General features: G+C 62.6%; 24 protein-coding genes. 12 read left to right on the top strand and 12 right to left on the bottom strand.

All coding sequences use genetic code 11. The annotated features are described in order from the left end of the window. Window positions 1-12: 12 nt before the first annotated feature. On the bottom strand, window positions 13-1,425 hold the full coding sequence (gene eat, locus AC1RKJ_RS03090; protein ID WP_492789431.1) for an ethanolamine permease: 1,413 nt from the start codon (window positions 1,423-1,425) through the stop codon (window positions 13-15). A 179-nt stretch (window positions 1,426-1,604) separates the two neighbouring features. Here eat and fabG point away from each other — a divergent pair, with 179 nt between their 5' ends. The 6 genes from fabG to gmk all read left to right on the top strand — a co-directional run bounded on the left by fabG (window position 1,605) and on the right by gmk (window position 7,455). Next, window positions 1,605-2,342, top strand: a complete 738-nt coding sequence (gene fabG, locus AC1RKJ_RS03085) for a 3-oxoacyl-[acyl-carrier-protein] reductase (RefSeq protein ID WP_492789430.1) — start codon at window positions 1,605-1,607, stop codon at window positions 2,340-2,342. Window positions 2,343-2,642: 300 nt separating this feature from the next. Continuing rightward, the gene (locus tag AC1RKJ_RS03080) at window positions 2,643-2,882 is read left to right on the top strand and encodes an acyl carrier protein (RefSeq protein WP_006020277.1); all 240 of its coding nucleotides are present in this window, start codon (window positions 2,643-2,645) and stop codon (window positions 2,880-2,882) included. Window positions 2,883-2,992: 110 nt separating this feature from the next. Continuing rightward, the gene (fabF, locus tag AC1RKJ_RS03075) at window positions 2,993-4,258 is read left to right on the top strand and encodes a beta-ketoacyl-ACP synthase II (RefSeq protein WP_492789429.1); all 1,266 of its coding nucleotides are present in this window, start codon (window positions 2,993-2,995) and stop codon (window positions 4,256-4,258) included. A 180-nt stretch (window positions 4,259-4,438) separates the two neighbouring features. After that, window positions 4,439-5,794: an endolytic transglycosylase MltG gene (mltG, locus tag AC1RKJ_RS03070; protein ID WP_492789428.1), complete on the top strand. Its 1,356-nt coding sequence runs from the start codon at window positions 4,439-4,441 to the stop codon at window positions 5,792-5,794. A 107-nt stretch (window positions 5,795-5,901) separates the two neighbouring features. After that, on the top strand, window positions 5,902-6,789 hold the full coding sequence (locus AC1RKJ_RS03065; RefSeq protein WP_492789427.1) for a YicC/YloC family endoribonuclease: 888 nt from the start codon (window positions 5,902-5,904) through the stop codon (window positions 6,787-6,789). Between the two features lie 9 nt (window positions 6,790-6,798). Then, window positions 6,799-7,455 (top strand): guanylate kinase, encoded by a 657-nt coding sequence (gene gmk, locus AC1RKJ_RS03060; RefSeq protein WP_492789426.1) that lies wholly within the window; start codon window positions 6,799-6,801, stop codon window positions 7,453-7,455. A 32-nt stretch (window positions 7,456-7,487) separates the two neighbouring features. On the opposite strand, the gene AC1RKJ_RS03055 is transcribed toward gmk, so the two are convergent. Next, on the bottom strand, window positions 7,488-8,507 hold the full coding sequence (locus AC1RKJ_RS03055; RefSeq protein ID WP_492789425.1) for a hypothetical protein: 1,020 nt from the start codon (window positions 8,505-8,507) through the stop codon (window positions 7,488-7,490). A 214-nt stretch (window positions 8,508-8,721) separates the two neighbouring features. On the opposite strand from AC1RKJ_RS03055, the gene AC1RKJ_RS03050 reads away from it, so the two are divergent. Continuing rightward, entirely contained in the window at window positions 8,722-9,405 is a 684-nt protein-coding gene (locus AC1RKJ_RS03050; RefSeq protein WP_492789424.1) for a spermine/spermidine synthase domain-containing protein, read from the top strand. A 6-nt stretch (window positions 9,406-9,411) separates the two neighbouring features. Here AC1RKJ_RS03050 and AC1RKJ_RS03045 read toward each other — a convergent pair whose 3' ends face one another. The 6 genes from AC1RKJ_RS03045 to lptG form a co-directional block, all read right to left on the bottom strand. Then, window positions 9,412-10,470 carry an alcohol dehydrogenase gene (locus tag AC1RKJ_RS03045; protein WP_492789423.1) on the bottom strand — a complete coding sequence of 353 codons (1,059 nt, stop codon included), beginning with the start codon at window positions 10,468-10,470 and terminating at the stop codon, window positions 9,412-9,414. Between the two features lies 1 nt (window position 10,471). Then, window positions 10,472-11,350, bottom strand: a complete 879-nt coding sequence (gene rsmA / locus AC1RKJ_RS03040; protein WP_492789422.1) for a 16S rRNA (adenine(1518)-N(6)/adenine(1519)-N(6))-dimethyltransferase RsmA — start codon at window positions 11,348-11,350, stop codon at window positions 10,472-10,474. Beyond that, a complete protein-coding gene (gene pdxA / locus AC1RKJ_RS03035) occupies window positions 11,347-12,369 on the bottom strand; it encodes a 4-hydroxythreonine-4-phosphate dehydrogenase PdxA (protein WP_492789421.1) in 1,023 nt (340 codons plus the stop codon). Before pdxA ends, rsmA begins: the two co-directional genes overlap by 4 nt. A 22-nt stretch (window positions 12,370-12,391) precedes the next feature. Then, window positions 12,392-13,333, bottom strand: coding sequence for a peptidylprolyl isomerase (locus AC1RKJ_RS03030; RefSeq protein WP_492789420.1), 942 nt, complete (start codon window positions 13,331-13,333; stop codon window positions 12,392-12,394). A gap of 161 nt (window positions 13,334-13,494) precedes the next feature. Continuing rightward, entirely contained in the window at window positions 13,495-15,975 is a 2,481-nt protein-coding gene (locus AC1RKJ_RS03025) for an LPS-assembly protein LptD (protein ID WP_492789419.1), read from the bottom strand. Beyond that, window positions 15,975-17,063, bottom strand: coding sequence for an LPS export ABC transporter permease LptG (lptG, locus tag AC1RKJ_RS03020; protein ID WP_492789418.1), 1,089 nt, complete (start codon window positions 17,061-17,063; stop codon window positions 15,975-15,977). Before lptG ends, AC1RKJ_RS03025 begins: the two co-directional genes overlap by 1 nt. Before the next feature lie 484 nt (window positions 17,064-17,547). Between lptG and AC1RKJ_RS03015 the strand changes: the two genes are divergently transcribed. The 3 genes from AC1RKJ_RS03015 to AC1RKJ_RS03005 all read left to right on the top strand — a co-directional run bounded on the left by AC1RKJ_RS03015 (window position 17,548) and on the right by AC1RKJ_RS03005 (window position 20,466). Beyond that, window positions 17,548-19,050 (top strand): leucyl aminopeptidase, encoded by a 1,503-nt coding sequence (locus AC1RKJ_RS03015; RefSeq protein WP_492789417.1) that lies wholly within the window; start codon window positions 17,548-17,550, stop codon window positions 19,048-19,050. A gap of 151 nt (window positions 19,051-19,201) precedes the next feature. Then, window positions 19,202-19,654 (top strand): DNA polymerase III subunit chi, encoded by a 453-nt coding sequence (locus tag AC1RKJ_RS03010; RefSeq protein WP_492789416.1) that lies wholly within the window; start codon window positions 19,202-19,204, stop codon window positions 19,652-19,654. 335 nt (window positions 19,655-19,989) lie between these two features. Then, the gene (locus tag AC1RKJ_RS03005; RefSeq protein WP_492792629.1) at window positions 19,990-20,466 is read left to right on the top strand and encodes a hypothetical protein; all 477 of its coding nucleotides are present in this window, start codon (window positions 19,990-19,992) and stop codon (window positions 20,464-20,466) included. A gap of 25 nt (window positions 20,467-20,491) precedes the next feature. Here the strand turns inward: AC1RKJ_RS03005 and AC1RKJ_RS03000 are convergent, their stop codons facing one another. The 4 genes from AC1RKJ_RS03000 to AC1RKJ_RS02985 all read right to left on the bottom strand — a co-directional run bounded on the left by AC1RKJ_RS03000 (window position 20,492) and on the right by AC1RKJ_RS02985 (window position 23,611). Next, on the bottom strand, window positions 20,492-22,354 hold the full coding sequence (locus AC1RKJ_RS03000; RefSeq protein WP_492789415.1) for an ABC-F family ATP-binding cassette domain-containing protein: 1,863 nt from the start codon (window positions 22,352-22,354) through the stop codon (window positions 20,492-20,494). Between the two features lie 135 nt (window positions 22,355-22,489). Next, complete coding sequence (locus AC1RKJ_RS02995; protein ID WP_492789414.1) at window positions 22,490-22,699, bottom strand: hypothetical protein; 210 nt, start codon at window positions 22,697-22,699, stop codon at window positions 22,490-22,492. Window positions 22,700-22,897: 198 nt separating this feature from the next. Next, window positions 22,898-23,146 carry a hypothetical protein gene (locus AC1RKJ_RS02990; RefSeq protein ID WP_492789413.1) on the bottom strand — a complete coding sequence of 83 codons (249 nt, stop codon included), beginning with the start codon at window positions 23,144-23,146 and terminating at the stop codon, window positions 22,898-22,900. A gap of 165 nt (window positions 23,147-23,311) precedes the next feature. Then, window positions 23,312-23,611, bottom strand: a complete 300-nt coding sequence (locus AC1RKJ_RS02985) for a sulfur globule protein precursor (RefSeq protein ID WP_492789412.1) — start codon at window positions 23,609-23,611, stop codon at window positions 23,312-23,314. 319 nt (window positions 23,612-23,930) lie between these two features. Between AC1RKJ_RS02985 and ndk the strand changes: the two genes are divergently transcribed. Continuing rightward, window positions 23,931-24,353 (top strand): nucleoside-diphosphate kinase, encoded by a 423-nt coding sequence (gene ndk, locus AC1RKJ_RS02980; RefSeq protein WP_492789411.1) that lies wholly within the window; start codon window positions 23,931-23,933, stop codon window positions 24,351-24,353. A gap of 37 nt (window positions 24,354-24,390) precedes the next feature. After that, window positions 24,391-25,233, top strand: a complete 843-nt coding sequence (locus AC1RKJ_RS02975) for a TerC family protein (protein WP_492789410.1) — start codon at window positions 24,391-24,393, stop codon at window positions 25,231-25,233. Window positions 25,234-25,289: the final 56 nt, after the last annotated feature.

The following is a 25,289-nucleotide window of genomic DNA, read 5'->3' as shown; positions in this document are numbered from 1 at the left end:
GGCTGCAGAGGCTTACTCAGCGGGCACGGAGTTCGCGGTGACGCTCAGCATCTCGTCCGGCGCTGCCGCGTCGCGCTGACCCGCCGTCATTCTGAAGTAGGCGTAGGCGAGGGCCATCAGCACGAGGAACAGCAGCGTCAGCATAGCATTGAACCACACCATGGCGAACAGGCAAACGAGGCCCAGTCCGAAGGCGATGGCCGGGAACACCGGATAGAACGGCGCGCGGTAGGTCCGGACCAGGTCGGGCTCGCTCTGGCGAAGCTTGAACAGCGCCGCCATCGAGATCAGATACATGATGATCGCGCCGAACACCGACATGGTCACGATGTTGGCGGTGAGCGTCTGCCCGCCGAACTGCACCCATTCGTCGCTGAAGATCGCGATGATGCCGATGACACCGCCCGCCAGCAGTGCGCGATGCGGCGTGTTGAAGCGCGGGCTGAGCGCGGCGAACGTCTTCGGCAGATAGCCTGCGCGCGCCAGCGCGAAGATCTGGCGCGAATAGCCCATGATGATGCCGTGGAACGAAGCGATCAGTCCGAACAGGCCGATCCACACCAGCATGTGCAGCCAGCCGCTGTTTTCACCGACCACGACTTTCATGGCCTGTGGGAGTGGGTCGTTGATGTTGGCGAGCTTGCTCCAGTCGCCGACACCGCCGGCGAAGATCATGACGCCGAATGCAAGCAGGACCAGCGTGAGAATGCCCGCGACGTAGGCGACCGGAATCGTGCGTTGCGGATCCTTGGCTTCCTCGGCCGCCATCGCGGCGCCTTCGATCGCAAGGAAGAACCAGATCGCGAATGGAATCGATGCGAAGATGCCGGAAATCGCGGCGCCATTGAGTGTATTGCTGCCGGCCCAGCCGTTGGCGACGAAATTCGCCATCGACCATCCTGGCGCGACCACGCCCATGAACACCAGTAGTTCGGCAATGGCGAGCACCGTGACGAACAATTCAAAGGCAGCGGCGATGCCGACGCCGATCCAGTTCAGCGCGATGAAGATGACATAAGCTCCGAGCGCGAAGAATTTGGGATTGATGCCCGGAAATTGCACATTGAGATAAGCGCCGATGGCGAGAGAAATCGCAGGTGGCGCGAAAACGAACTCGACCAGGGTCGCAAAGCCCGCGATGAAGCCGCCGGTCGGTCCGAACGCGCGGCGCGCATAGGCGAACGGGCCGCCTGCATGGGGAATTGCGGTCGACAGTTCGGTGAAGCTGAAGATGAAGGTCGTGTACATCGTTGCGACCAGCACGGTTGCGACCAGAAAACCGAGCGTGCCCGCGGTGTTCCAGCCGTAACTCCATCCAAAATATTCTCCGGAGATCACGAGCCCGACGGCTATTCCCCAGAGCTGAAACGGACCGAGCACTTTTTGCAGACCGGCGGGATGTAACGGGACTTGGGTCGGGGCCATCGGCGTGTTCTCCGTTGCGATGCGAAGAAATATGCAAGGGAGGTGCCATCAGACCGCGAAAACCCGGCCGGTTCGTGCCGTTTTGTGACAAGAGATTGGGCAGGGGTCATTGACGAGCGGCATTTTCTTGCGGCAAACGGTGCACCAATTCTGACTTGGGATCGATCCAAGGGGGCGACATGTTCGATTTGACAGGCAAGACCGCACTCGTCACCGGCGCGACCGGCGGCATCGGCGGCGCAATTGCGCGCGCGCTTCACGCGCAAGGCGCGACGGTTTCGATCTCGGGCACACGGCGCGAAGCACTCGACACGCTGGCCGGCGAGTTGAAAGAGCGCGTGCATGTGCTGCCGTGCAATCTGTCGGACATGGCGGACGTCGAAACGCTGGTTCCTGCCGCAGAGAAGGCAATGGGCCAGCTCGACATTCTCGTCGCCAATGCCGGCATCACGCGCGACAATCTTTTCGTCCAGTTGAAGGACGAGGATTTTGACGACGTCATCCGGGTAAACCTGACCGCCACGTTTCGCCTCGCGCGCGCCGCGACCAAGCTGATGATGCGCAAACGGTTCGGACGAATCATCGCGATCACATCGGTGGTCGGCGTCACCGGCAACGCCGGGCAGGGCAACTACGCGGCCTCCAAGGCCGGGCTGATCGGAATGATGAAATCCGTCGGCGCGGAATACGCCCGCCGCAACGTGACGGCCAACTGCATCGCACCCGGTTTCATCGCAACGCCGATGACCGACGTTTTGAATGAAAAGCAACGCGAAGGGGTGCTCGCCAAGGTGCCCGCCGGGCGGCTCGGGACGCCGGAGGACATCGCTGCCGCAGCCGTTTATCTCGCGTCCAACGAGGCGGCCTACGTCACCGGCCAGACAATCCATGTGAACGGCGGAATGGCCATGATTTGAGCCTTGTTCCCGCTGGTTTTTTGTCAAGCAGGAAGGCTGCTGGACGCCACCCGGGGCCGTGTGGTCAACTCCGGGGAAGTATGGTAACCGAACGGCAATCGGTTGGGGAAAACGCCATTGCAGGATCGCCAAACCCCGTATATTGCCGTTCCGGCGCTAGCCGCCGTTTCGGTAATCCCGCTCGACTGGCGGGGTACGGGAACGCGTGGTACGGACGGCACGAATTCGTAATTTTTCGCACCGCGAGGGGCTCGTATCGTTTTGCGGTCGAGTTTAATGGAACAAGCACGAGGTTAAACGATGAGTGAGATTGGCGAGCGAGTTAAGAAGATCGTGGTCGAGCACCTTGGTGTCGAGCCCGAGAAGGTTGTCGATGCTGCGAGCTTTATCGACGATCTCGGCGCTGACAGCCTCGACACCGTCGAACTCGTGATGGCGTTCGAAGAGGAATTCGGCTGCGAAATTCCCGACGACGCCGCCGAAACCATCCTCACTGTGGGCGACGCCACCAAGTTCCTCGAGAAGAACGCAAAGAGCTGACGCCAACGCGCAGCCACGACGACGCGCGGCGGGTTGTAATCGAACGACCCGCCGTCTTGCTGTCTTAGTGGCGCTGGTTTGGCGTTGCTGAATGAGTCGGAGATGGACGTATGAGGCGGGTTGTCGTCACGGGCCTAGGCATGGTTTCGCCGCTCGCCAATGGCGTTGAGCCGACCTGGAAACGGATTCTCAACGGCGAAAGCGGTGCAAGGCGCATCGAGCATTTCGACGTTTCCGATCTGACTTGCCAGATCGCATGTGTGGTTCCGCGCGGCGACGGCACCAACGGCACCTTCAATCCCGACGACTGGATGGAGCCGAAGGAGCAGCGCAAGGTCGATGATTTCATCGTCTTCGCGATGGCCGCCGCGACGCAGGCGCTCGACGACGCCAACTGGCACCCGACCACCGAGGAAGATCGCTGCGCCACCGGCACCATGATCGGTTCCGGCATCGGTGGCATCGAGGGAATCGGTGAAGCCGCGGTGATCCTGAAAGAGCGCGGCCCGCGCAAGCTGTCGCCGTTCTTCATTCCCGGCCGTCTCATCAATCTTGCGTCCGGCTATGTCTCGATCAAGCACGGGCTCAAGGGCCCGAACCATGCGGTGGTCACCGCCTGTTCGACCGGCGCGCACGCCATTGGCGACGCAAGCCGCCTGATCGCGTTCGGCGATGCCGACGTCATGGTGGCGGGCGGCGCGGAATCCGCCGTCAACCGGCTGGCCATGGGCGGCTTCTGCGCGTTGCGCGCGATGGCCACCAAGTACAACGACAATCCGACCATCGCGTCGCGGCCCTATGACAAGGATCGCGACGGCTTCGTGATGGGCGAGGGTGCCGGCGTCGTGGTGCTCGAGGAATACGAGCACGCGAAAAAGCGCGGCGCGAAGATTTACGCCGAAGTCGTGGGCTACGGCCTGACCGGCGATGCCTATCACATTACCGCTCCCGCCGAGGATGGCGACGGCGCGTACCGCTGCATGAGCGCCGCGATGAAGCGCGCCGGCGTGACGGCCTCTGACATCGACTACATCAACGCGCACGGCACCTCGACGCCGCTCGGCGACGAGATCGAACTCGGTGCGGCACAGCGGCTGCTCGGCAACGCGGCCTCGAAGGTCTCGATGTCGTCGACCAAGTCGTCCACCGGGCATCTGCTCGGCGCGGCCGGCGCCATCGAGGCAATTTTCTGTGTCCTCGCGATTCGGGACAATGTCGCGCCGCCGACGATCAATCTCGACAACCCGTCGGTCGAGACGGCGATCGATCTCGTTCCGAACAAGGCAAGGCCGCGCGAAATCAATGTCGCATTGTCGAATTCGTTTGGATTCGGCGGCACCAATGCGTCGCTGGTGGTCAGGCGCCTGGCGAATTAAACATTCTAATCTGCATAATGACGATTTCGCGCGACGACCGCGCATCAAGGATTAAAAGCTGAAGGCGGCGTCCCGATTGTCTTCAAGGTTTTGCCGTATTCAGACATAATTTATCTCACGGGCGCGCGTATAACGCTGAATCAACAAGCTAAACTGCCTGCAGGATTTTAGGTTGCTTCGATGAGCCAGAGACCTCCCATTGCGCCCCGTTCGCCCCGCGCGGCGCTCGAGCCCGAGCAGGTGCCGCAGCCGCCGAAGCATTCGCAGCGCGCGCGGAATACCTTCGTCGTCGTCGGCAACGCGATCATCACCTTTCTGATCGTCGCGATGGTTCTGGCCGGAGGCGTCTTCTTCTACGGCAAGAAGACAATCGAGACCAAAGGCCCGCTCACCGAGGACAAGGTGGTCAATATTCCCCCGCGCGCGGGCATGACCGACATCGGCGACATCCTTCAACGCGCCGGTGTGATCTCGGCCGACCGGTGGACGTTTATCGGCAGCGTGCTGGCGCTTAATGCGCGCTCGGGCCTCAAGTCCGGCGAGTATCTGTTTCAGAAGAACGCCAGCCTGCGCGACGTGATCAACACCATCGTCGAAGGCAAGGTGGTGCAGCATTCCTTCACGATTCCGGAAGGCCTGACGTCGGAGCAGATCGTCGCCCGGTTGCAGGACAGTGATATTTTCGCAGGCTCGCTGAAAGAGCAGCCGCGCGAGGGCACGCTGCTGCCGGACACCTACAATTTCCCGCGCGGCACCCCGCGTGATCAGGTGATCCAGCGTATGCAGCAGGCGCAGAAGCGCGTGCTCGCCGACATCTGGGCGCGACGCAATCCGGACATTCTGGTGCGCACGCCCGAGCAGCTTGTGACGCTGGCTTCCATCGTCGAGAAGGAAACCAGCAAGGCCGATGAGCGCAGCCGTGTCGCCGCGGTGTTCAGCAACCGTCTGCGTCAGCGCATCAAGCTGCAGTCCGACCCGACTATCATTTACGGCCTTGTCGGCGGCAAGGGCACGCTCGGCCGGCCGATCAAGCGCAGCGAAATCCAGCAGCCGACGCCATACAACACCTATGTGATCGACGGGCTGCCGCCGGGTCCGATCGCCAATCCGGGGCGCGCCTCGCTGGAAGCAACCGCCAATCCCGCCCGCACCCGCGACCTGTTCTTCGTCGCCGACGGCACCGGCGGACATACGTTCACGGAAACCTACGACCAGCATCAGAAGGGCGTCGCGAAGCTGCGCTCGCTGGAGCGTCAGCAGCAAAACGACACCGTTGAGGCTGACGATCAGCAGCCGCCGACCACAGCGGCGACGCCTGCGCCGGGGGCTCCTGCCGCGACGGCAACTCCTGCCAGACCGGCGGCTGCGCCCAAGGCGGCTCCCAAGGGCACCGCGCCGAAGGCTCAGGTGCCATCCAGCATCATGGCAAGCGAGCCGCCCGCGGAGGGTGCTGCGGCGTCACGCAAACGGACCGCCAAGCGCGCGCCATCGACCGCGCCCGCCGAGCCGGAGCCCGGGGAAGAGAAGACGCAGTAGCCTCTGCTGCGTCGCTTGTTAGCTCCCGCGTTCGTTCCCTTGCGCGCTTTCCCGATTTCGGGGACAAGCTGAACCCATGATTTGCCTGTAACGGAGACGATATCGCAATGGCGCTGTCGAGCATGACCGGCTTTGCGCGAAGCCACGGCACCAGCGGACCATATGCGTTCGAGTGGGAACTGAAATCCGTCAACGCCAAGGGCTTCGATTTCCGCCTGCGGCTTCCGGCGGGGTGGGACGACATCGAGGCGCCCGCGCGCAAACGCGCTGCGGAGCTGCTGTCCCGCGGCACCGTCTACGCCAACCTGTCCGTCAAGCGAACCGGCACGGCCACAACCATCCAGATCAATGACGATGTGCTGTCCGCCATCCTGAAGGTTGCGGGCGATATTTCTGCCCGAACCGGCGCAACCGCGCCGAGTGTCGACGGGCTGCTGGCGATCAAGGGCGTGATCGAAGTCGTCGAGCCGGAAAGCGATGAAGCCGAATTGCAGGCGGCGCGCGCGGCTGTGACGGCGTCGTTCGAGCAGGCGTTGCAAAGCCTGATCGATATGCGCAAGCGCGAGGGCACAGCGCTCGGCCAGATCCTTTCTCAGCGCATGGACGAGATCGAACGTCTCGCAAAGCGCGCCGAGGCCGCCCCAGGCCGCAAGCCGGAGGCGATCAAGGCGCGGATCGCCGAACAGGTCGCCGCCTTGCTCGACGCGTCCGATCGTTTCGATCCGGATCGTCTCAGCCAAGAAGCCATCATGATCGCGGCGAAGGCGGACATCCGTGAAGAACTCGACCGCATCGCCTCGCACATCGCGCAGACGCGCGAATTGCTCGGCAAGGGCGGCGCGGTGGGACGGCGGCTGGATTTCCTCGCGCAGGAGTTCAACCGCGAAGTGAACACCACCTGCTCGAAGTCCAACGACATCGAACTGACCAACACCGGGCTTGAGATGAAGAACGTGGTGGAGCAGTTTCGCGAGCAGGTTCAAAATCTGGAATAGGGACGAACGATGGCGGCGGGGGGCACCTTGAAAGGCGTAGAGCGGCGAGGGCTGATGTTCGTGCTGTCGTCGCCGTCGGGCGCGGGCAAGTCCACGCTGGCGCGAATGCTGATCGAGAAAATGCCGGACCTGCGCATGTCGGTATCGGTCACCACGCGCCCCATGCGTCCTGGCGAAGCTGACGGCGAGCATTACTATTTCATCGACAAACCGAAGTTCGACGTCATGGTGAAAGGCGGCGACCTGCTCGAGCATGCCACCGTGTTCGATAACTCCTATGGCACGCCGCGCGGACCTGTCGAGGATGCGCTGTCATCGGGACAGGACGTGCTGTTCGACATCGACTGGCAAGGCACGCAGCAGTTGCGCGAGAAAGCGCGCGACGACGTGGTCAGCGTTTTCATTCTGCCGCCGTCCGCAGCCGATCTTGAAAAGCGGTTGCATACCCGTGCTCAGGATTCCGATGAGGTGATCGCCGGTCGCATGAGCCGAGCCAGCCATGAGCTGAGCCACTGGGCGGAATACGACTACGTCGTCACCAACAGCAATCTCGACGAGGCGTATTCGCAGGTCGTGACCATTCTCAAGGCCGAGCGGCTCAAGCGCGTGCGCCAGACCGGATTGTCCGGTTTCGTGCGCGATCTTCAGAAGCAATTGGAGAAGTAGGACGGCGGGATCGCCCGCCGGTCTTTCCCGCTCTACGCAGCCGAGCGCTTCGACGCCCGCGCCAGCAGTTCCTCGATTTCGTCGGTTGTCTCGTCCAGGACGCGCGGTTCGGGAAGGGTCTCCGCATAAAGCGCGGGCGATGTCACGCGCGGGTTATCCTGCCGTATGGCTTCGCCGGACATGCTCGCATCCCAGATCGGGCGGCGCTGGTTGCGTGCGGGCTGTTCCTCGCGACGGCGCGGCCGGACGTATTTGAAGATCATCGGGCCGACGATGGCTGCGAGCGCCAGAAGGCAAACGAGCAAAGCCAGCAAGACACGGACCGAGAAAGTCTCACTGTCAGCGGTTTCCGTGGCGGTGGCAGGCTGAGTTGCAGCGACAGGCGTCGCCGCCGGTGTGGGCGTGGCAGGGGCCGCCGCTGCAAGGCGGTCCGGTGTCAGGGCAGGCGCTGGTTGAACCGGTGCAGGCGCATTGGCGGGTATTGCGTTCGCTGTAGGTGCATTTGCACCGGATTGATTTTCAGCGGATGCAACGGCAGTCGTCTCCGGCCAGCGCGAGGCGAGATTCCAGCCTTGCCGCGCAGCAGCGGGTTCAGGCGCGGGCTGGACCGCGGCGCTTTGATTGTCTTGGTGAGCGGTGGTGTCGGCGGAGGGCGTCAGCGGGGGCCATGTCGTCTCCGCGAGCGTCGGATCTTCGTCGGACGAGCCTGCCGTCAGTTCGGCGCGGGCGTTCGCAACCGTCTTCTGCATCGGCTTGCTGGCAGGAGGAGCGCCTTCTTCCGCGGCGGCTGTCGGCTTCGTGGTCTTCTTCAGCTTGCCGCCCGCATCCGAGAGATACCAGCATTTGCGCTTGGTGCCTTTTTCGAGCCGATAGTACCAATGCGCCCCCGCAGGGGTCTCGCGCTTCGGCGCGGCGAGACATTCGTTTGCAGGAGCACTTTCAGCGGCGGGTTCTGCGGCCGGCTCGGCGGTCGCCGGCACGGACATGATGCTGAAGATTGAAACGCAGCCGGCGATGACGGCAGGCGCAATGATGGCGGCTCGGTTTGACATTCTGTCCCCCTTACGCAACTCGAAACCAATTCCCTTGCGGCGTTGTCCGGGACAAGTTGGGTCGGAATAGGCCGCAAATCCGGAAACGCTGAGGCAACATTCGGGCGCGGGGTTCCGTCTTCAATTGTGGCGCAGCGGAACCCGTTTTGGTGTAACGAAGCGCGCATATCAGCGTGTTTTCACGCAACGTACGCACTGAACCGAGGACCGATTCTTGATCCCATGGGTTTTGCTGGATACCGCGCAGGTGCCGGGCGGCGGTGAGCTTCGCCTGATGCGCAGAGGCAAGGAATTTTCCATCAAGCTCGGTCAGAACGAGTTGATGAACAGCCGCCTCAGCGGGTCAGAGGAGGCGCTCGCGACGCTGGCGTGGCGACGGGTTCAGCCGCGCAAGAAGCCGTGCATGTTGATTGGTGGCCTCGGCATGGGGTTTACGTTGCGCGCGGCGCTTACCGTGGCTGGGCACGATGCCAGAATCATTGTTTCCGAACTGGTGCCTGAAGTCGTTGCGTGGGCGCGGGGACCGATGGCGGACCTGTTCGGCGACAGTCTGACGGACAAGCGTGTCAGCATCCGCGAAGAGGACGTCGGCAAATTGATAAAGTCGGAGCGCGCGGCCTACGACGTCATTCTGCTCGACGTCGATAACGGTCCCGAAGGCCTGACCCGTGACGCCAACGACGCGCTCTACGATTCGAAGGGACTGACCGCCGCGCGCGTGGCGCTGCGGCCAGATGGTGTGCTGGCGGTGTGGTCGTCGGGACCGAATCCGCGTTTTACGCAGCGATTGCGCAAGGCGGGTTTCAACGTCGACGAAGTTCCGATCCGCGCCACCGGATCACGTAGCGGCGCGCGTCACATGATCTGGATGGCGACCCGGATCGACGGCGGGAAGTAACCGCCGTTAGTTCGTCAGCATGATGCGGCCGACGACCTTGCCTGCGCGCAACTGCTCGATCCATTTCTGCACGTCGGCCATCGGCTCTTCTTTCATCGGTGTCGGCTTGATCTTGCCGGCGCGAGCCAGCGCCATCAGCTCGTGCGCTTCCGACAAGGTGCCGGTGATGAAGCCTTCGATGGTCATGCGCTTGTAGATCCACTGCACCATCGGCAGGCTGAAGTTTCCGCCCATCAGGCCGGACACCACGATCTTGCCGCCGCGCGCCAGCACGCTCATGGCGAAGTTCATCGACTTTTCGTTGCCCGCGAAATCGACGACCGCGTCGAAGCCGCCGTCGGTCTCCTTGAGGATGCGCTTGGCGATGTCCGCCTCTGACGGATCGTAGGCGACCGACGCGCCGTTCTTCAGCGCGGTCTCGCGCGCGTCCGCGCTGAGGTCGGCGACGGAAATCTTTTGCTTGAACATGGCGGGCGCGAACGACAGTCCCATCATGCCGACACCGCCGAGGCCGATCAGCAGCAGGTTTCGCTGCTGCGGACGATTGACGAGGCGCTTCAGCGCGCCGTAGGCGGTGACGCCCGAACACATCAAGGTCGCTGCGACGTTGACGGGCAGGGGATCGTAATCGAGCAGATACTTGGCATCGGGCACCAGCACATGGCTGGCGAAACCGCCGTCGATGGCGACGCCAAGGTAGCGATTGCGCGCGCACAGGTTCTCGTCGCCGTTGAGACAGTCGCGGCACTGGCCGCAGCCGATCCACGGAAAGACCGCCTTCTTGGTGCCGATCAGCGCCTTGTCCACGTCGGGGCCGACTTCATCGACGATGCCCGCGATTTCATGGCCCAGCGTGAACGGCAGCGTCATGCCGCGCGTGGTGTCGAGTTTCTTGCCGCCGCCGAGATCAGCATAACCGTCCTGGATGTGCAGGTCGGAATGGCACAGGCCGCAGCGCTCGATCCGCACCAGAACCTCCCGGCCTTGCGGCTTCGGGGTTTCCGCAATGGTTTCGCAGAGCGGAGCATCGAACTTCACGATGGATTGGCGGCGCAGCACGGCCATTTCAGTTTTCTCCTTGGATCGCCCTTGATTTTGCGGGCTGTATATTGGTCAATTCCCGCGCCATGGCAACAAAGCCGGACACCGGGATCGTCTCCGCGCGGCGCGTCGGCTCGACACCCGCAGCGGCTGCCAACAGCGCGGGATCGACGCCCAGCGATTTGAGGCTCTGACGCAGCATTTTCCGCCGCTGGCCGAAGGCTGCGGCCGCCACGCGCTCCAGCATCCGCCGGTCGCACGGCTCAGGCGCGGCGCGCGGGATCAGCCGGACGACGGACGACGTGACCTTGGGCGGCGGCACAAAAGCGCCCGGCGCAATGTCGAACAGGATCTTGGTTTCCGCCCGCCAGTTCGACAGCACGCCGAGGCGGCCATACGCTTCATCGTCTTCACGCGCGACGATCCGTTCGGCAACCTCGCGCTGAAACATCAGCACCATCATGTCATACCATGGCGGCCACGGCTCGGCGCTGAGCCAGTCGATCAGGAGCATGGTCGCGATGTTGTAAGGCAGGTTGGCGACGATCTTGGCGCGCTCGCCGTTCAGATGCGGGCGCGGATCGAACGTTGTCGCGTCGGTGTTCACGATGGTCAGCCGCCCGGGGTAACGCTGCGCGATTTCTTCAAGCGCAGGGATAGCGCGCTCGTCGCGCTCGACCGCGATCACGCGCCTGACGCCTTGCGCTAGCAGCGCGCGAGTCAGCCCGCCGGGACCGGGTCCGATCTCGACGATGGTTGCATCTTCCAGCGGCGCGGCAGCGCGCGCGATCCGCGACGTCAAATTGAGGTCGAGCAGGAAATTCTGGCCGAGCGATTTCCGCGCCGATAGTTCATGACGCCGGATGACATCGGACAGTGGCGGCAGATCGTCGATGGCGCTCATGTGCCGGATGCCGACGCCATGTGCGCGGCGAGACGCAGTGCCGCGATCAGGCTTGACGGGTTGGCGCGGCCGGTGCCCGCGATGTCGAACGCGGTGCCGTGATCCGGCGAGGTGCGGATGAACGGCAGTCCCAGCGTCACGTTCACGCCGTCGTCGAACGCGATGGTCTTGATCGGGATCAGCGCTTGATCGTGGTACATGCAGATCGCGCAGTCGTAGGTTTTTCGCGCAGTCTCATGAAACATGGTATCGGCGGGCAGCGGTCCGCGCACGTCGATGCCGTCCTGACGAAGCGCGGCGACAGCGGGTGCGATGATCGACTGGTCCTCGTTGCCGAGCGAACCGTCTTCGCCGGCATGTGGATTGAGTCCAGAGACCGCGAGGCGAGGGCGGGCGATACCGAGCCGCGCCTTCAGATCCGCCGCGACGATGCGTCCCGTTTTCACGATCAGATCGCTGGTGAGTTGCGTGATGGCGTCGCGCAGCGGCAGATGGATCGTCACCGGTACGACGGCGAGTTGCGGTGACCACAGCATCATCACCGGATGCGGCACCGTGCCGTTCACGGCGGCGGCAAGCTGCGCGAGAAATTCAGTATGACCCGGATGGGAGAAACCCGCGCGGTAGAGCACGCTCTTGGCAATCGGATTGGTGACGACCGCACCGGCGCGTCCGGCAATCACATCGGCCACCGCATGCCGGATCGATGCAATCGCAGCCGGCGCGCTGCTGTCGTTTGGCTGGCCCGGTTTCGCCGTCGCCGTAACGCCGGTCTTTACCACCGGAAGCGCGTCGACGAAGATTCCCGTAGCGCTCTCGGGGCTCGCTTCGGCGGTCTCGACGCTGACGCCAAGCGCACGCGCGCGGTCCGCGATGAATGCGCCGTCGCCGATCAGATAGAACGCGGGAAGGTCGAGTTCACGCCGCCTGAGCCATGCCGCGATTGCGATGTCAGGACCGATGCCCGCGGGCTCGCCGATCGTCAGAGCCAAAGCTTTGCTGATGGCGGCCGTGGTCATGGACGCTGTATCGCTGTTGCACTCAATTGTTGCGCATTTCGATCATGGCGCCCTTGCGGACCTCTTGCAGGTACGACTTGGACTTGGCTTCGTATTTCTCGCTGGCGATTTTTTCCCGTGCCGCGCGCTTCGCCGGGGTATCGGCTCGGGTCGTCGGCTTGCGGCTGCACAGCGCCACCATCTCAATGCCCTGTTTGGTCACTTCGGGAGGCGTCAACTTGCCGACGGGGGTCTTGTCCAGAAGTTCGCGCAGGTTCGGCGGCAAATCCGCCGAGGTCTTGGTGATCTGGTCGCGGATCGCGCCGTCCCGCATTGCGCGGAACAGCGACTGCGCTTCGTCGCACGATTGGATTCGGCCGCGAAGCGTCTCCGCTTCCTTGCGACGCGATTCGATGACGGACGACGGTGAGCCGCGAGGCACGATTAGAACGATCGGGCGCACGAGATATTCGAAACTTTCAGTCTCGGGCTTGTCGCCGGATGATTCGCCGATTCCGGCGAGTTCCTTTTCGGGTACCAGAAAGCTCGACTGGAACCTGCCGCGCACCAGGCTGTTCCAGGTCATATCGGCCTGGATGCGAAGCTTGAGCGTCTCCGGGCGGATGCCTTTGCTTTCCAGCGTCTTCGTAAGCTGGTCGCTGTTCATGCGCATACGCGAGGCCATGTTTCCAAATGCAGCGTCGACATCGGATGCGGACAGGTTGAGACCGTACTTCTTGGCTTCCTTGATCTTGACCTTGTCGTTGATCAGTTCGTCGAGAGCCTGCTGACGTGAGATGCCTTTTTGTGTCGTCAGCTGCACGAGCTTCATGCGCTGATCGATGTCGGAATTGGTGATGGCCTCGCCGTTCACCATCGCGGCGATGGATTGCGCCATGAGGATGGATCCGAATCCTGATGCCAGAAGGAATGCGGCGGCGAGCAGGGCCGCCCGTGTGGTGCGAAGAAGCAAAGTCGCGGTCATGGTCAAGCCCGTCGTGGCCAGGTTGGAGGTTCCAGAGCGCATACCGTCATATCAATCCCGAGTTTGCGGCAGCAATGCGCGCATCTGATTAATTTTCATCCGCGCAACGCCGGATGACGGAAAAGTGCGCGCATGTTCCGCGCTGCTTCTCTACCGGGGTACTACTGTGACGTGTTGAAAGACGTGCCGCCGATGGTGCGCAGGCCAATCTGCAACATGATCCGGTGATCGGTGACGGGGGTCGTGTTGTTGAACGATGTGTATGCGTAATCCGTGATGTAGTTGGCCGCGATGATGAAGCAGTCGTCCACGTATCCCGCGCCGATGATGTACTGGTTGACCGTTTGATTCGTGATGTCGTAGCGCAATCCGCCCGACACCATCCAGTTCGCAGCGACCTTGATCGAGCCGGTTCCCACGACGCCTTCGCGGCGGGTGAGGAAGCCGAGTTCAGGCTGTGCGTCGTAGTTGCCGTACAGCAGGCTCACCGCGAAGCGGTCGAAATTCGCCCGGCCTTCGAGTTCAAAGCGCCGCACCGCGCCGGAGGCCTCGTCAATGCGAGTGCGCGCGATCACGCTGTAGATCTTGTTCGGCTGATAGGCGATCCGGCCGACATAGTCGGAGCGCGCAGTCTCCAGACCGCTGGCGATACCGGTGTTGGTCAGATCCTGCACGGCGAACGAGTTCAGGCCGAACAACTGGTAGGACTGTCCGAACAGCACATTGACGAAACCGCCGCGGTCGAATTGCGTGGTCGCCTGAACGCCGACATTGGCGCGACCGCCGCCTTCAACGCGATCCCAGCCCGAGAACTTGTCGACACTGAACAGATTGCTGTCGTCGAACGTGAAGCTCTGCGCGTCCTCATTGGGAAGGCGGCCTGCATTCGATTCGTTGGGACGGATGATCAACTGGCCGATCGGCTCGATTGTCGTCGTGCCCCATGGCTGCACGTTGATGAAGGGATAGCGATACTCAAGCCCGACGGTCGGCATCAGGCGCAGGTTCTGTACCGAGCCGGTTCCGAGATAGTTGGCGACACCCGGCTGGTTGTAGATGTCGGCGGTGATGACATCCGCGCGCATCGACGCGAACGGCGTGAAAATCTGGCCGATCGGATCGGTGAACGACCGCCGCCAGGACACCTCGCCGGACAGCCGCGTGTAGTCGCCCGCGATGCCGCGCAGCAGGCAGTTGGCCGGCGTTTTGAAGCGCGGGTCTGCCGACGTCGGCAGGCACCATCCGTTGGTCTGCGCAATCGTCGTGATCGGATCGAACGAGGCGGTGTCGCGGCTGAGGCTGGTGAAATTCGCCTTGTAGCTGAATTCGCCGCCGAGGATGTTGCGGTTGAGGACGTTCGAATAATCGACGACAGGATGGACGATGGGAATCTGGCTCTGCACGTCCGCGGCGGCGTAGCCGAGGAAATGCATGATGCGCGCGTCGAAGTAGCTGCGGTTGCCGACGCCGGTTAGATAAATCTGCGAGAGGCCCGTATCCGGTACCAGAAGGAATGAACTCAGCGCATTCCGGTAAGGACCGAGATTGTAGTCGTAGAAGAACGCCTTGTCGGAAACGGCGACGGCGTCCCAGCCCCAGACCCATTTGTCGTTCAGCGCGAACTGACCCTTGGTGTCGATGCCGCCGCGGAATTCGCGATCGCCCGGCTGGCCTGCGAACGGAGCCTGGTCGTCCTGCCTGATGCCGTAGGCGCGGATTTCGTAGGCGCCGTTGATCAGGCGCTGACGGAACTCGCCCTGCATCAGCAGGCCCTGGCGGGTCGTGTAGCGCGGCGTCAACGTCAGATCGTAGTCCGGAGCCAGCGCGAAGTAGTACGGCACTTCGACGCTGACACCGTAACGCGTGGTCTGCGAGTAGCTTGGAATCAGGAAGCCGCTCTTGCGCTTGACCGACGGATCGGGCGTCGAGAAGTAGGGCAGGAACGCAATCGGCTGACCGAAGAATTCAAGGCGCGCGTCCTCGAAGTACAGCATCTTCTCGGTCTGGTTGTGAATGATGCGTGCGCCCTTGACCTGCCACAGCGGCGGCTTCTTCGGGTTGTCCTTACAGGCCGCGCAAGCCGTGTAGACGCCGTTCTGGAAAACCGTGATGTCGCCGCCGGTGCGATCGGCGCGCGTCGCGGCCATGCGGGTCTGGTCGGCCGTGTCCAGCCGCAGCGAATCGACGAAGCCGTCGCGATAGTCGTCGGACAGATCGAGCAGGTTGGCGTAGGTCACCCTGCCGCCGGCGTCGGTCAGCCGGACATTGCCTTCGGCATGAAGACGTTTCGTCTTCTGGTCGTAAGTGACCTTGTCGGCCTCGAGTGTCGATCCGTTGTAGTAGATCTGAACGCCGCCGACCGCCGCGACGCGGGAGTTGTTGTAGTCGTAATTGACCTCCGCCGCCTGCACGAGCATCTGCCCGTCATTGGCCTGATTGACCGGTTTCGGCCGGGGCGTTGCGGGAGGGCGCGGATTGTACGTGTAGGTCTGCTGCGCAGTTGCCGGGGTGGCCGTGATCCCGCCGATTCCGGCCGCTAGGAAGAGGCCCAGAACAGCAGACATGAGGGGGCTTTGACGGCGCAAGCGAGTGCGCCGCCTGAACGCAGGCGTCCGTCCTTGGAGGGCGGCGACAACGGCCACTACCCGTCCTCCTGGTACAGCAAGGCCAAAAATCCCGAGAGGCCGCCCACGCATACGGGTAGCCACGCGGCAGCGAGCGGATGCATCAACTCGGCCTTACTTAAATCCTCAGTTACTTTCGACAGGACATAGAGCAGAAACCCTGCTGCAACGCCACTTAAAACCATCTTTTGCACGCCGCCGAAACGGAAGAACCGGAGGCTTACGGCGGCCGCGAGCAGCACCATTGCGGCCAGTAAAAATGGGCGCGCGATGAGCTTCTGATACTGGAGCCGGTATCCGGCTGTGGCCTGTCCGGAGTTCTCCGACGACTTGATGTAATCCGGCAGTTGCCAAAATGACACAGTTTCGGGGGTGGAGAAGCTGTTCCGGACCTGAGCCAAGGTGAGAGTCGTGCTCAGGGCGAGGGTGTCCTGTTCGATGGGCGGGTTATCGAGTGTGTAGCGCCGCACCCCCGTGAACACCCACCGGCCCGGTTCGAGGACGGCTTCCTTGGCCTCGATTCGCTCCTTGAAAGCACCCGACGGATCGTACCGGAACACGGTCATGCCGGAGAGGAGAGCGCCCTGAGCCTGACTTCGGGCGGCGTTGATGACGCTCTGTCCTTCGCTGGTCGACTGGTTGATCCAGAAGCCCGCACCCTCCGGATTATTTTGCGCCCGGTCGGTGAATATCCTGGTCTCCATCCCCTTGGCGCGTTCGAGCATCTCCGCCGACATCGGATTGTAGAGCACGGTGGCAAACAATCCGAGCGCGAGCGCGCTGAGCAGTGCGGGGGTCGTGAATTGCCAGGCGGAAATACCGGAGGCCCGCGCGACCACCAGTTCAAGCCGCCGCGACAGCGCCAGGAACGAGATCATCGCGCCGATCAGGATGCAGAACGGCATCAGTTTCTCGAGCGACAGCGGCACGCGAAACAGCGCCGTCTGCGCGACGAACAATCCGGACACGTTGGGAAGTCCGCCGGCGCGGCGCATCAGTTCAATGTAGTCGACGGTAATCACCAGCACGAAGATCGCAGCGAACGTCGCGATCGATGCGATCACGAAACGGGCGGCGAAATAGCGTGCGAGGATTGTCGTCACCATGCGCGTGATCGCCTCATGCCGACGCCGGCCGCCGGACGAGCCCAGCGGTCGAAAAAAAACAGGCGGACGACCGGGCGGTCGTCCGGAAAGCGGTGGTGTCGATCGACCCCATCAGGCAGCAGTATCCCCAACTCCAGCCGGTTTAGGCCGCGCGCCCAGACCTTATTGCAAGGTCCCCCATGGGCGCCGGCCCCGATATTCCCGGCACATTCTTATTTCATAGCATCCCTTTGATCGGTCAACAAAATGGCCGACCTGAGGCTGAGCGTAGAGCACGGTTAATAAAACGTTTGACGTGGCTTTCCGGCCACGCGGCCACAGCCGAATCCGGTCGCCTTGCGGACATGCTTCCCGCGCGCCCAGCGCGCTTGGCAGCACGCTCAGGAAAGCGTCATAGTGCGCCCGTCTCATTCTTCGAATCCGGATTCCCGCTGGATTCTGTCCCTTAAGCTGCGCAAGCCGCGATTATCTGGAGGATTTGCTTATGACCGACGCCGTGAAGGTCGGCTTCGTACCGTTTTCCGCTGCCCCACGCGGCGTTCTGGTGGTTTTTTGCGACGACACGCTGAAATTCGGCCCGGCGACAAACAAGGCGTTGGGGGCTACCGCGAATGCCGTCAAACGCGCCGCGTCCGCGAACCAGTTCAAGGGAAAGAGCGGCGCGACGCTGGACATTCTGGCGCCCGAGGGGCTGAAAGCCGGGCGTCTGATCGTTGTCGGCGCAGGTAAGGTGGCGTCGCTCAAGGATGGCGACTTCATCAAGTTCGGCGGCAAGATTGCCGCCAAGATCAACGCCGGCACCGAAGCCGTTACGATTCTCGCCGAGCTTCCATCGGGTGCGATGAAAGGATCGCAGGCCGCGGCGATTGCGTCGGGCGTCCGCCTGCGGGCCTATCGATTCGATCGCTACAAGACGACGAAGAAGGACGGCGACAATGCGCCGCTGCGCGCGCAATTCTCTGTCGCGGTCGCTGACGTCGCCGCAGCCCGCAAGGCATTCGCGCCTGAGAATCACATCGTGGACGGCGTGCTGATCGCGCGCGAACTGGTCAACGAACCGCCGAACGTGCTTTTCCCGGCCGAGTTCGCGCGGCGCGCGAGCCAGTTGCGCAGGCTCGGCGTGAAGGTCGACGTTCTCGACGTCAAGGCGATGACCAAACTGAAGATGGGCGCGCTGCTCGGCGTCTCGCAAGGCTCCGAACATGACGGCCGCACCGTCATCATGCGCTGGAACGGCGGCAAGCCCGGCGAACAGCCGATTGCCTTTGTCGGCAAGGGCGTTTGCTTCGACACCGGCGGTATCTCGATCAAGCCGGCCGGCAGCATGGAAGACATGAAGGGCGATATGGGCGGCGCTGCCTGCGTTGTCGGCCTGATGCATGCGCTCGCCGCGCGCAAGGCCAAGGTCAATGTCGTCGGCGCGATCGGCCTGGTTGAAAACATGCCGGACGGCAATGCACAGCGCCCCGGCGACATCGTGACATCCATGTCGGGCCAGACCATCGAGATCATCAACACCGACGCCGAAGGCCGGCTCGTTCTCGCCGACGTGCTCTGGTACGTCGCGAAGAAGCACAAGCCGAAGTTCATGGTCGATCTCGCAACGCTCACGGGCGCGATCATGGTCGCGCTTGGCGTTGATTATGCGGGGATGTTCTCGAACGACGACAAGCTCGCGGAGCGCCTGACCGCCGCAGGGCAGGCGACCGGCGAACGTGTGTGGCGGATGCCGCTCGGGCCCGAATACGACAAGCAGATCGATTCGCAATTCGCGGACATGAAGAACACCGGCACCCGCAACGGCGGCTCGATCACCGCGGCGCAGTTTCTGCAACGCTTCGTTGACGGGACGCCGTGGGCGCATCTCGACATTGCCGGCACCGCGATGGGGGTTCCCGCATCGGACCTCAATCGCAGCTGGGGATCGGGCTACGGCGTGCGGCTGCTGAATCAACTGGTAGCCGACAATTACGAGGCGAGAAAATAGACCTGCGGAATCGTCATCCTGAGGCGCGAGCACTTGCGAGCCTCGAAGGATGACGCGACAAACGCGTGAGCCGCCGCCCTTCGAGGCTTGGCGGCTCCGCTGCCGCGCACCTCAGGGTGACGGCAGGCCAGTTGAAAGATTCAGGCGCGCTATGACCGAAGTCCTGTTCTATCATTTGCAAGACACGACGCTTGAGAAAGTGTTGCCGTCGTTGCTCGAGAAATCTCTCGAGCGCGGGTGGCGTGTCGCGGTGCAGACCGGTTCGGAAGAGCGCGCGGAAACGCTCGACGCGCATCTGTGGACGTATCGCGAAGATTCGTTTTTGCCGCATGGAACGTGGCGTGACAGCGACGCCATGAACCAGCCGATCGTGCTGACCGTGGACGATGGCAATCCCAACAACGCCAATGTCAGGTTCGTCGTCGATACCGCGGGTCTGCCCAAGGATTGCGCAACCTATGACCGGGTGGTGATGGTCTTCAACGGAGACGACGAAGAAGCACTCGGCGCGGCGCGTGCCGCATGGTCGGACGGCAAGTCGCGCGGACTGGATCTGACCTACTGGCAGACCGACGAACGCGGCAAGTGGCAGAAGCGCGCGTGAACGCACGAACGCGAGACTGGAATCGCTCTCATCTGACGGATCGCCGCGCGTCACTCCGTCATTAACAATACAGTCTTTTTTCGTTGACCTGACCGGCAGTTAGCCACCATGGTGCCGCAAAGGGGTGGTGCAAGGCACAGGTGCGCGGCGGCAAGCGGGATGTTCCATCATCGCTGCTGAAACCGCGCAAATGATTGTTTAGGCATTTGTTTTAGAACATCACCTGGTTTCAGAAAGCGCATGATTGGCGCTGAGTTAGTGTGAGAACGAATTTGGACCTCCCGCGTAAAACCATTCCTGCAAGACAGTTGGTGGCCCTCTTAATTGTGGCGCCGATGGTCGCTGGCTGCGGCGGGCTGTCCGATTTCTCGCTCAAGGATCAGCAATGGTTCGCGCGGCCGGGCCGGATTTTCAAAGGCGGCAACACCACCATCGAAACGCCTCCGCTGAGTGCGTCGAAAGACGTCACGCCGAACGATCTCATCAGTTCCGATGGCCAATGTCCGGGAATGCCTGCGCAGAGCGCGCCGGCCGATGCCAACGCATCGACCGACGGACAACCGGTTCAAGTCGCAGCGCCGGTCGCGCTCGGTCATACCGAATGCGATGTCGCGCGCGCGATTCCGGCAGCGCCCGATAATGTGAACCTGTCGAACAATACGCGCGGCGATCGCGTCGCTGTCATCACCTGGACGCACGGACCGCGGCCAGGCGCTTATACCTTCACGTCGGGACGGTTGACCTCGATCGAGCGCGTCGCTGCGCCGGAACCCGAGAAGCCCGTGCGCGGCGCGAAGAAGCGGCGCTCGTAAGCTCGCTTTCAGTTTTCAAAGAAAATCAGCCCGCCGTCTCTTCGTAAGACGAACTTGCCGCCAGCCACTCGTCTTCGGCGCGCTGCAGCGCGTCCGCGGCGCTTGCCCGCGCCTTGGTGAGCTGCGTGGCCTGTTTGGGATCGCGCTTGAACAGATCCGGCAACGCCAGCGCGGCGTCGATCTTTTCGATGATGCCGCTGATCCGCGCGATTTCGTTTTCGGCATTCGAGATTTTCTGCTTGAGCGGCACGCGCTTCTCGGGCTTGGCCCGGGGCGCTTTCTCCCGATCGCTGCCACGGTCACGGCTTGAGGCGCGCATCCCGCGCGCGGTCAGCACCGAGCGGCGGTAATCGTCGAGATCCCCGTCGTAAGGCGTGACCTTGCGGTCGGCCACCACCCACAACTGATCGGCGCAGGACTCGATCAGATAACGATCATGCGAGACCATGATGATGGCGCCGGGAAACTCGTTGATCGCTTCGGCCAGCGCGGCGCGGCTGTCGATGTCCAGATGGTTGGTCGGCTCGTCGAGGATGATCATGTTGGGGCCGTAGAACGTCGCGAGCCCGAGCAGCAGCCGCGCCTTCTCGCCGCCGGACAACGAACTGACCTTGGTGTCGCCGGCCTTGCCGGAAAACCCGATCGCGCCGACGCGCGCGCGCACCTTGGTTTCCGGCGCGTCAGGCATCAGCCGACGCAGATGGTCGTAGGACGAGCCGTCGAGATCGAGTTCGTCGGTCTGGTGCTGAGCGAAGTAACCGACCGACAGGCTGGCCGCGCGGATGACCTTGCCGGAGAACTGCGGCAGTTTGCCCGCGAGCAGTTTCACCAGCGTCGACTTGCCGTTGCCGTTGGAGCCGAGCAGCGCGATGCGGTCGTCGTTGTCGACGCGCAGCGTGACATGATTGAGCACGGGCTTTGCCGGATCGTAACCGACCGACACGTCGTCCACGGCGATGATCGGCGGCGAAAGAAGTTTCTCAGGCGTCGGGAACGTGATCTCGCGGACGTCCTGCGTGACGAGCGCCGTGACCGGCTTCATCCGTTCGAGCATCTTGACGCGCGACTGCGCCTGCTTGGCCTTGGAGGCCTTCGCCTTGAAGCGATCGACGAATGCCTGCAGCCGCTTGCGCTCATCGGTTTGGCGCTTGGCATGTTTGGCGTCGAGCATCTCGCGCGTGGCGCGCTGCTCCTCGAATGACGAATAGGTCCCTTTGTAGAGCGTGAGCTTGCCGCGATCGAGATGCAGGATCTGATCGACCGAGGTATCGAGCAGGTCGCGGTCATGGCTGATGACGATCACGGTGCGCGGATAATTCGCGAGATGGTCTTCGAGCCAGAGCGTGCCTTCGAGATCGAGATAGTTGGTCGGCTCGTCCAGCAGCAGCAGGTCGGGGGCAGCGAACAATGTTGCCGCCAGTGCCACGCGCATGCGCCAGCCGCCGGAAAATTCCGAGCAGGATCGCGCCTGATCGGTGGTGGAAAATCCAAGACCTGAGAGAATGGCGGCGGCGCGGGCAGGGGCTGAATGGGCGTCGATGTCCACGAGCCGCGTCTGGATGTCGGCGATGCGGTGCGGATCGTGCGCGGTGTCTGCTTCCCGCAACAACGCATCGCGCTCGAGATCGGCCTTCAGCACCACGTCGATCAGGCTCTCGGGGCCGTCTGGCGCTTCCTGCGCGAGGCTGCCGACGCGCCAGCGCGGAGGAATCGAGATCGAACCGGTTTCCGTGGGCAATTCGCCGCGAATGGCATGAAACAACGTCGATTTGCCGACGCCGTTGCGGCCGACGAAACCGACGCGTGCGCCGGGCACGATTTGCACCGTGCTGTGGTCGATCAAAAGGCGTCCGGCGATTCGGACTGATATTTCATTCAGGGAGAGCATGGCGGGCTTTTACGAGACAGGCCGCCGAACGCAACAGCTTTGTCGGGTCGATTTATGACGGTGGCGGCCGTTTTGGCGGCCACCGATCAGGTTTTCGCACGCATTCGCGCGGGCATTGTCACCCGCGGAACGGACTCAATGGGTTTCCGGGGACATCTCGGGGACCAGCGATGGCGCCCGTTCACGATCGAGTTCCGGAAGACGTGCGATGAGCGTACGCAGGCGTTGCGACATGTCGGGTTGCTCGCGCAACGCGTCGCGCAGCTTCTCGCCGATACCTTGCCACACGGCTTCACTGTGAATGTGGTCGAGACGGACATCGGGAGCGTTTAGACGGCTCGGCATGGCCAACTCCAAAATTCATTTCAACTTCTATTCAATATCACGGGACCAATGCGATGGAGCGCCGTTCGTTCATGTGTTTCGTATGCATGGTTTGGAATCGGTAAACATTTATGTTTCTGGAACCGGGAACTCCGGTCAAAAAAATCCCCCGAGCAGGTTGCTGCCGGGGGATCCGAAGTCTGGGAGGATGAGATCGGGTCAGAAGCAGACGTTCACGACGCGGTAGCGGAGACCGTAAGGGGTCTCGACGAGCCGCTTCACATAGCAGCCGCCGTAGCCGCCACCGTAACCGCCGGCGAAGTAGCCATAGCCGCCACCCCAGTGGCCGTGGAACCCGTGATGATGGTGATGATGCTTCCAGCCTTTCGCCGAAGCGGCGGTGGGCATCATGGCAGCGGTGGACAGAGCGGCGATCGCGGCCAGTCCAAGAACGAGTTTGCGCAACATGACAAGTCTCCTTGAGTTTGGCGCGGGGCGCCTGTGGTGTCCCTGCTTGTCTGTCGGCGGGCCGCTGAAACCGGTTCGAGACGGTTCACGCTGAGAGGTGCGACAAAAAAGACCGGCCGCTTTGGGCGGCCGGTCTGTCGTCATGGAATCGGATTGTTTCGCGGACTAGCAGCGGTTCACCAGCCGGTAGCGATAGCCGTAAGGCGTCGCTACGAGACGGCGCACGGTGCAGCTGCCGTAAGCGCCATAATAGGCGGGCCGGCCATAACCGTAATAACGTCCGCCGCCCCAACCGCGGTGACCGTAACCACCACCGTAGCCGCCATGGCCGCCGTGCCAACCGCCGCCACCGCCGCCCAGGACGCCGACACTTTTCCACTCCCGAGCCGAAGCATCGGTCGAGCTGAGTGCGGCTGTGCCGAGCGCGGCGACTGCGGCGCATGCAAGAGCGAGTTTACGCAACATGCTGTTCTCCTTTTTGGATTTGATTTCGAGACCCGAGTGACAACGCCCGGACCTCCCGGAAGGTTCAATTGCGTGACCCTGACCGGATCGATGCTCCCATCCTGCACCCGCAACTCTGAACAGGGTCCTGACAGATCGCTCACAAGGCATTCATGTCGATGACATCGCGGTAAGGTTTGGCGCCGCGCCAGAGCGGAGGTATCAGAGGCGGGGTGCCGTCAACCCGGCCTCGCTGGTGGTATACCAGCTTGCCGTGGCACCACCGCGCCGTTATAAGCGCGACAATCTTCCCAACACACTTGCTTCAAGGACAGTACCAATGGCGATTGAGCGCACCTTTTCGATCATCAAACCCGACGCGACCGCGCGCAATCTGACCGGCGCCATCAACGCCATCATTGAAAAGGCCGGACTGCGGATCGTTGCGCAGAAGCGCATTCTCATGACCCGCGCCCAGGCCGAGACCTTCTACGCCGTTCACAAGGCGCGTCCGTTTTTCGGTGAACTCGTCGACTTCATGGTTTCCGGACCGGTCGTGGTCCAGGTTCTCGAAGGCGAGAACGCGGTGCTAAAGCATCGCGACGTGATGGGCGCGACCGATCCGTCGAAGGCCGCTGAAGGCACGATCCGCAAGGCGCACGCCAAGTCGATCGGCGAAAATTCGGTCCACGGTTCGGACGCGGCGGAGACCGCGGCAATCGAGATCGCGCAGTTCTTCGCCGGCAACGAGATCGTCGGTTAATCCATAAAAAATTGTAACGGGGCGGGGGCCATTTATCGTGAACTGGATAGCGCAGATATTCGATCCCGCCGCCCTTGGCGGTCTTATCACTCAGTTCGAAGCTGAGATTCAGCAGCCCCAGTTCTGGGTCGCGCTGACCAAGATCATCTGGATCAATGTCCTGCTGTCTGGCGACAACGCGCTGGTGATCGCGCTGGCGTGCCGCGGGCTGCAGCCCAAGCAGCGCGTCTGGGGCATGGTGTTCGGTGCAGGCGTCGCGGTTTTGTTGCGCGTCATCTTCACCTTCATCGTCGTGACGCTGATGACGATCCCGTTCCTCAAGCTGATCGGCGGGCTCGCGTTGATCTGGATCGCGGCGAAGCTTCTCGTTCCTGAAAAAGAAGACGAGGAGGGCGTGCAGGCCGCTGCTCACCTGTGGGCCGCGGTGCGCATCGTCGCCATCGCCGACATCATCATGAGCCTCGACAACGTCATCGCGGTGGCCGCAGCCGCCAACGGCAGCGTCGTGCTGATCATCCTCGGTCTGGCTATCAGCATTCCGATGATCGTGGCGGGCGCCGCCCTGATCATGGCCCTGCTGGATCGTCTGCCGGCGCTGGTCTGGTTCGGCGCCGCCTTGCTCGGATGGATCGCTGGCGAGGTGATCGCCACCGATCCGGCCGTCGCACCCTGGCTGCATCGCGTGCTGGACGGCCATATCGCGCTCGATGTCGATACCACGTCGACGATGTTCGGCTTCGCCAAGCATCTCAAGTTCGGCGGCGAGGTCGGCGAAATATCGCTGGCACTGCTCGGCGTCGTTGTCGTGCTGACGATAGGCTCGATGTGGCGGCGTCGCGCATTGCGTGAGCAGCACGCCGAGGTCTCAGCGGCGGCGTAAAGCGTTATACGCAAACTGATGTCGTCCCGGCTTTCGCCGGGACGAACACGTGCATC

It is taken from the genome of Afipia sp. GW822-FHT04G07 (assembly GCF_058800765.1).
This window is presented reverse-complemented; position numbering and strand designations above follow the sequence as displayed.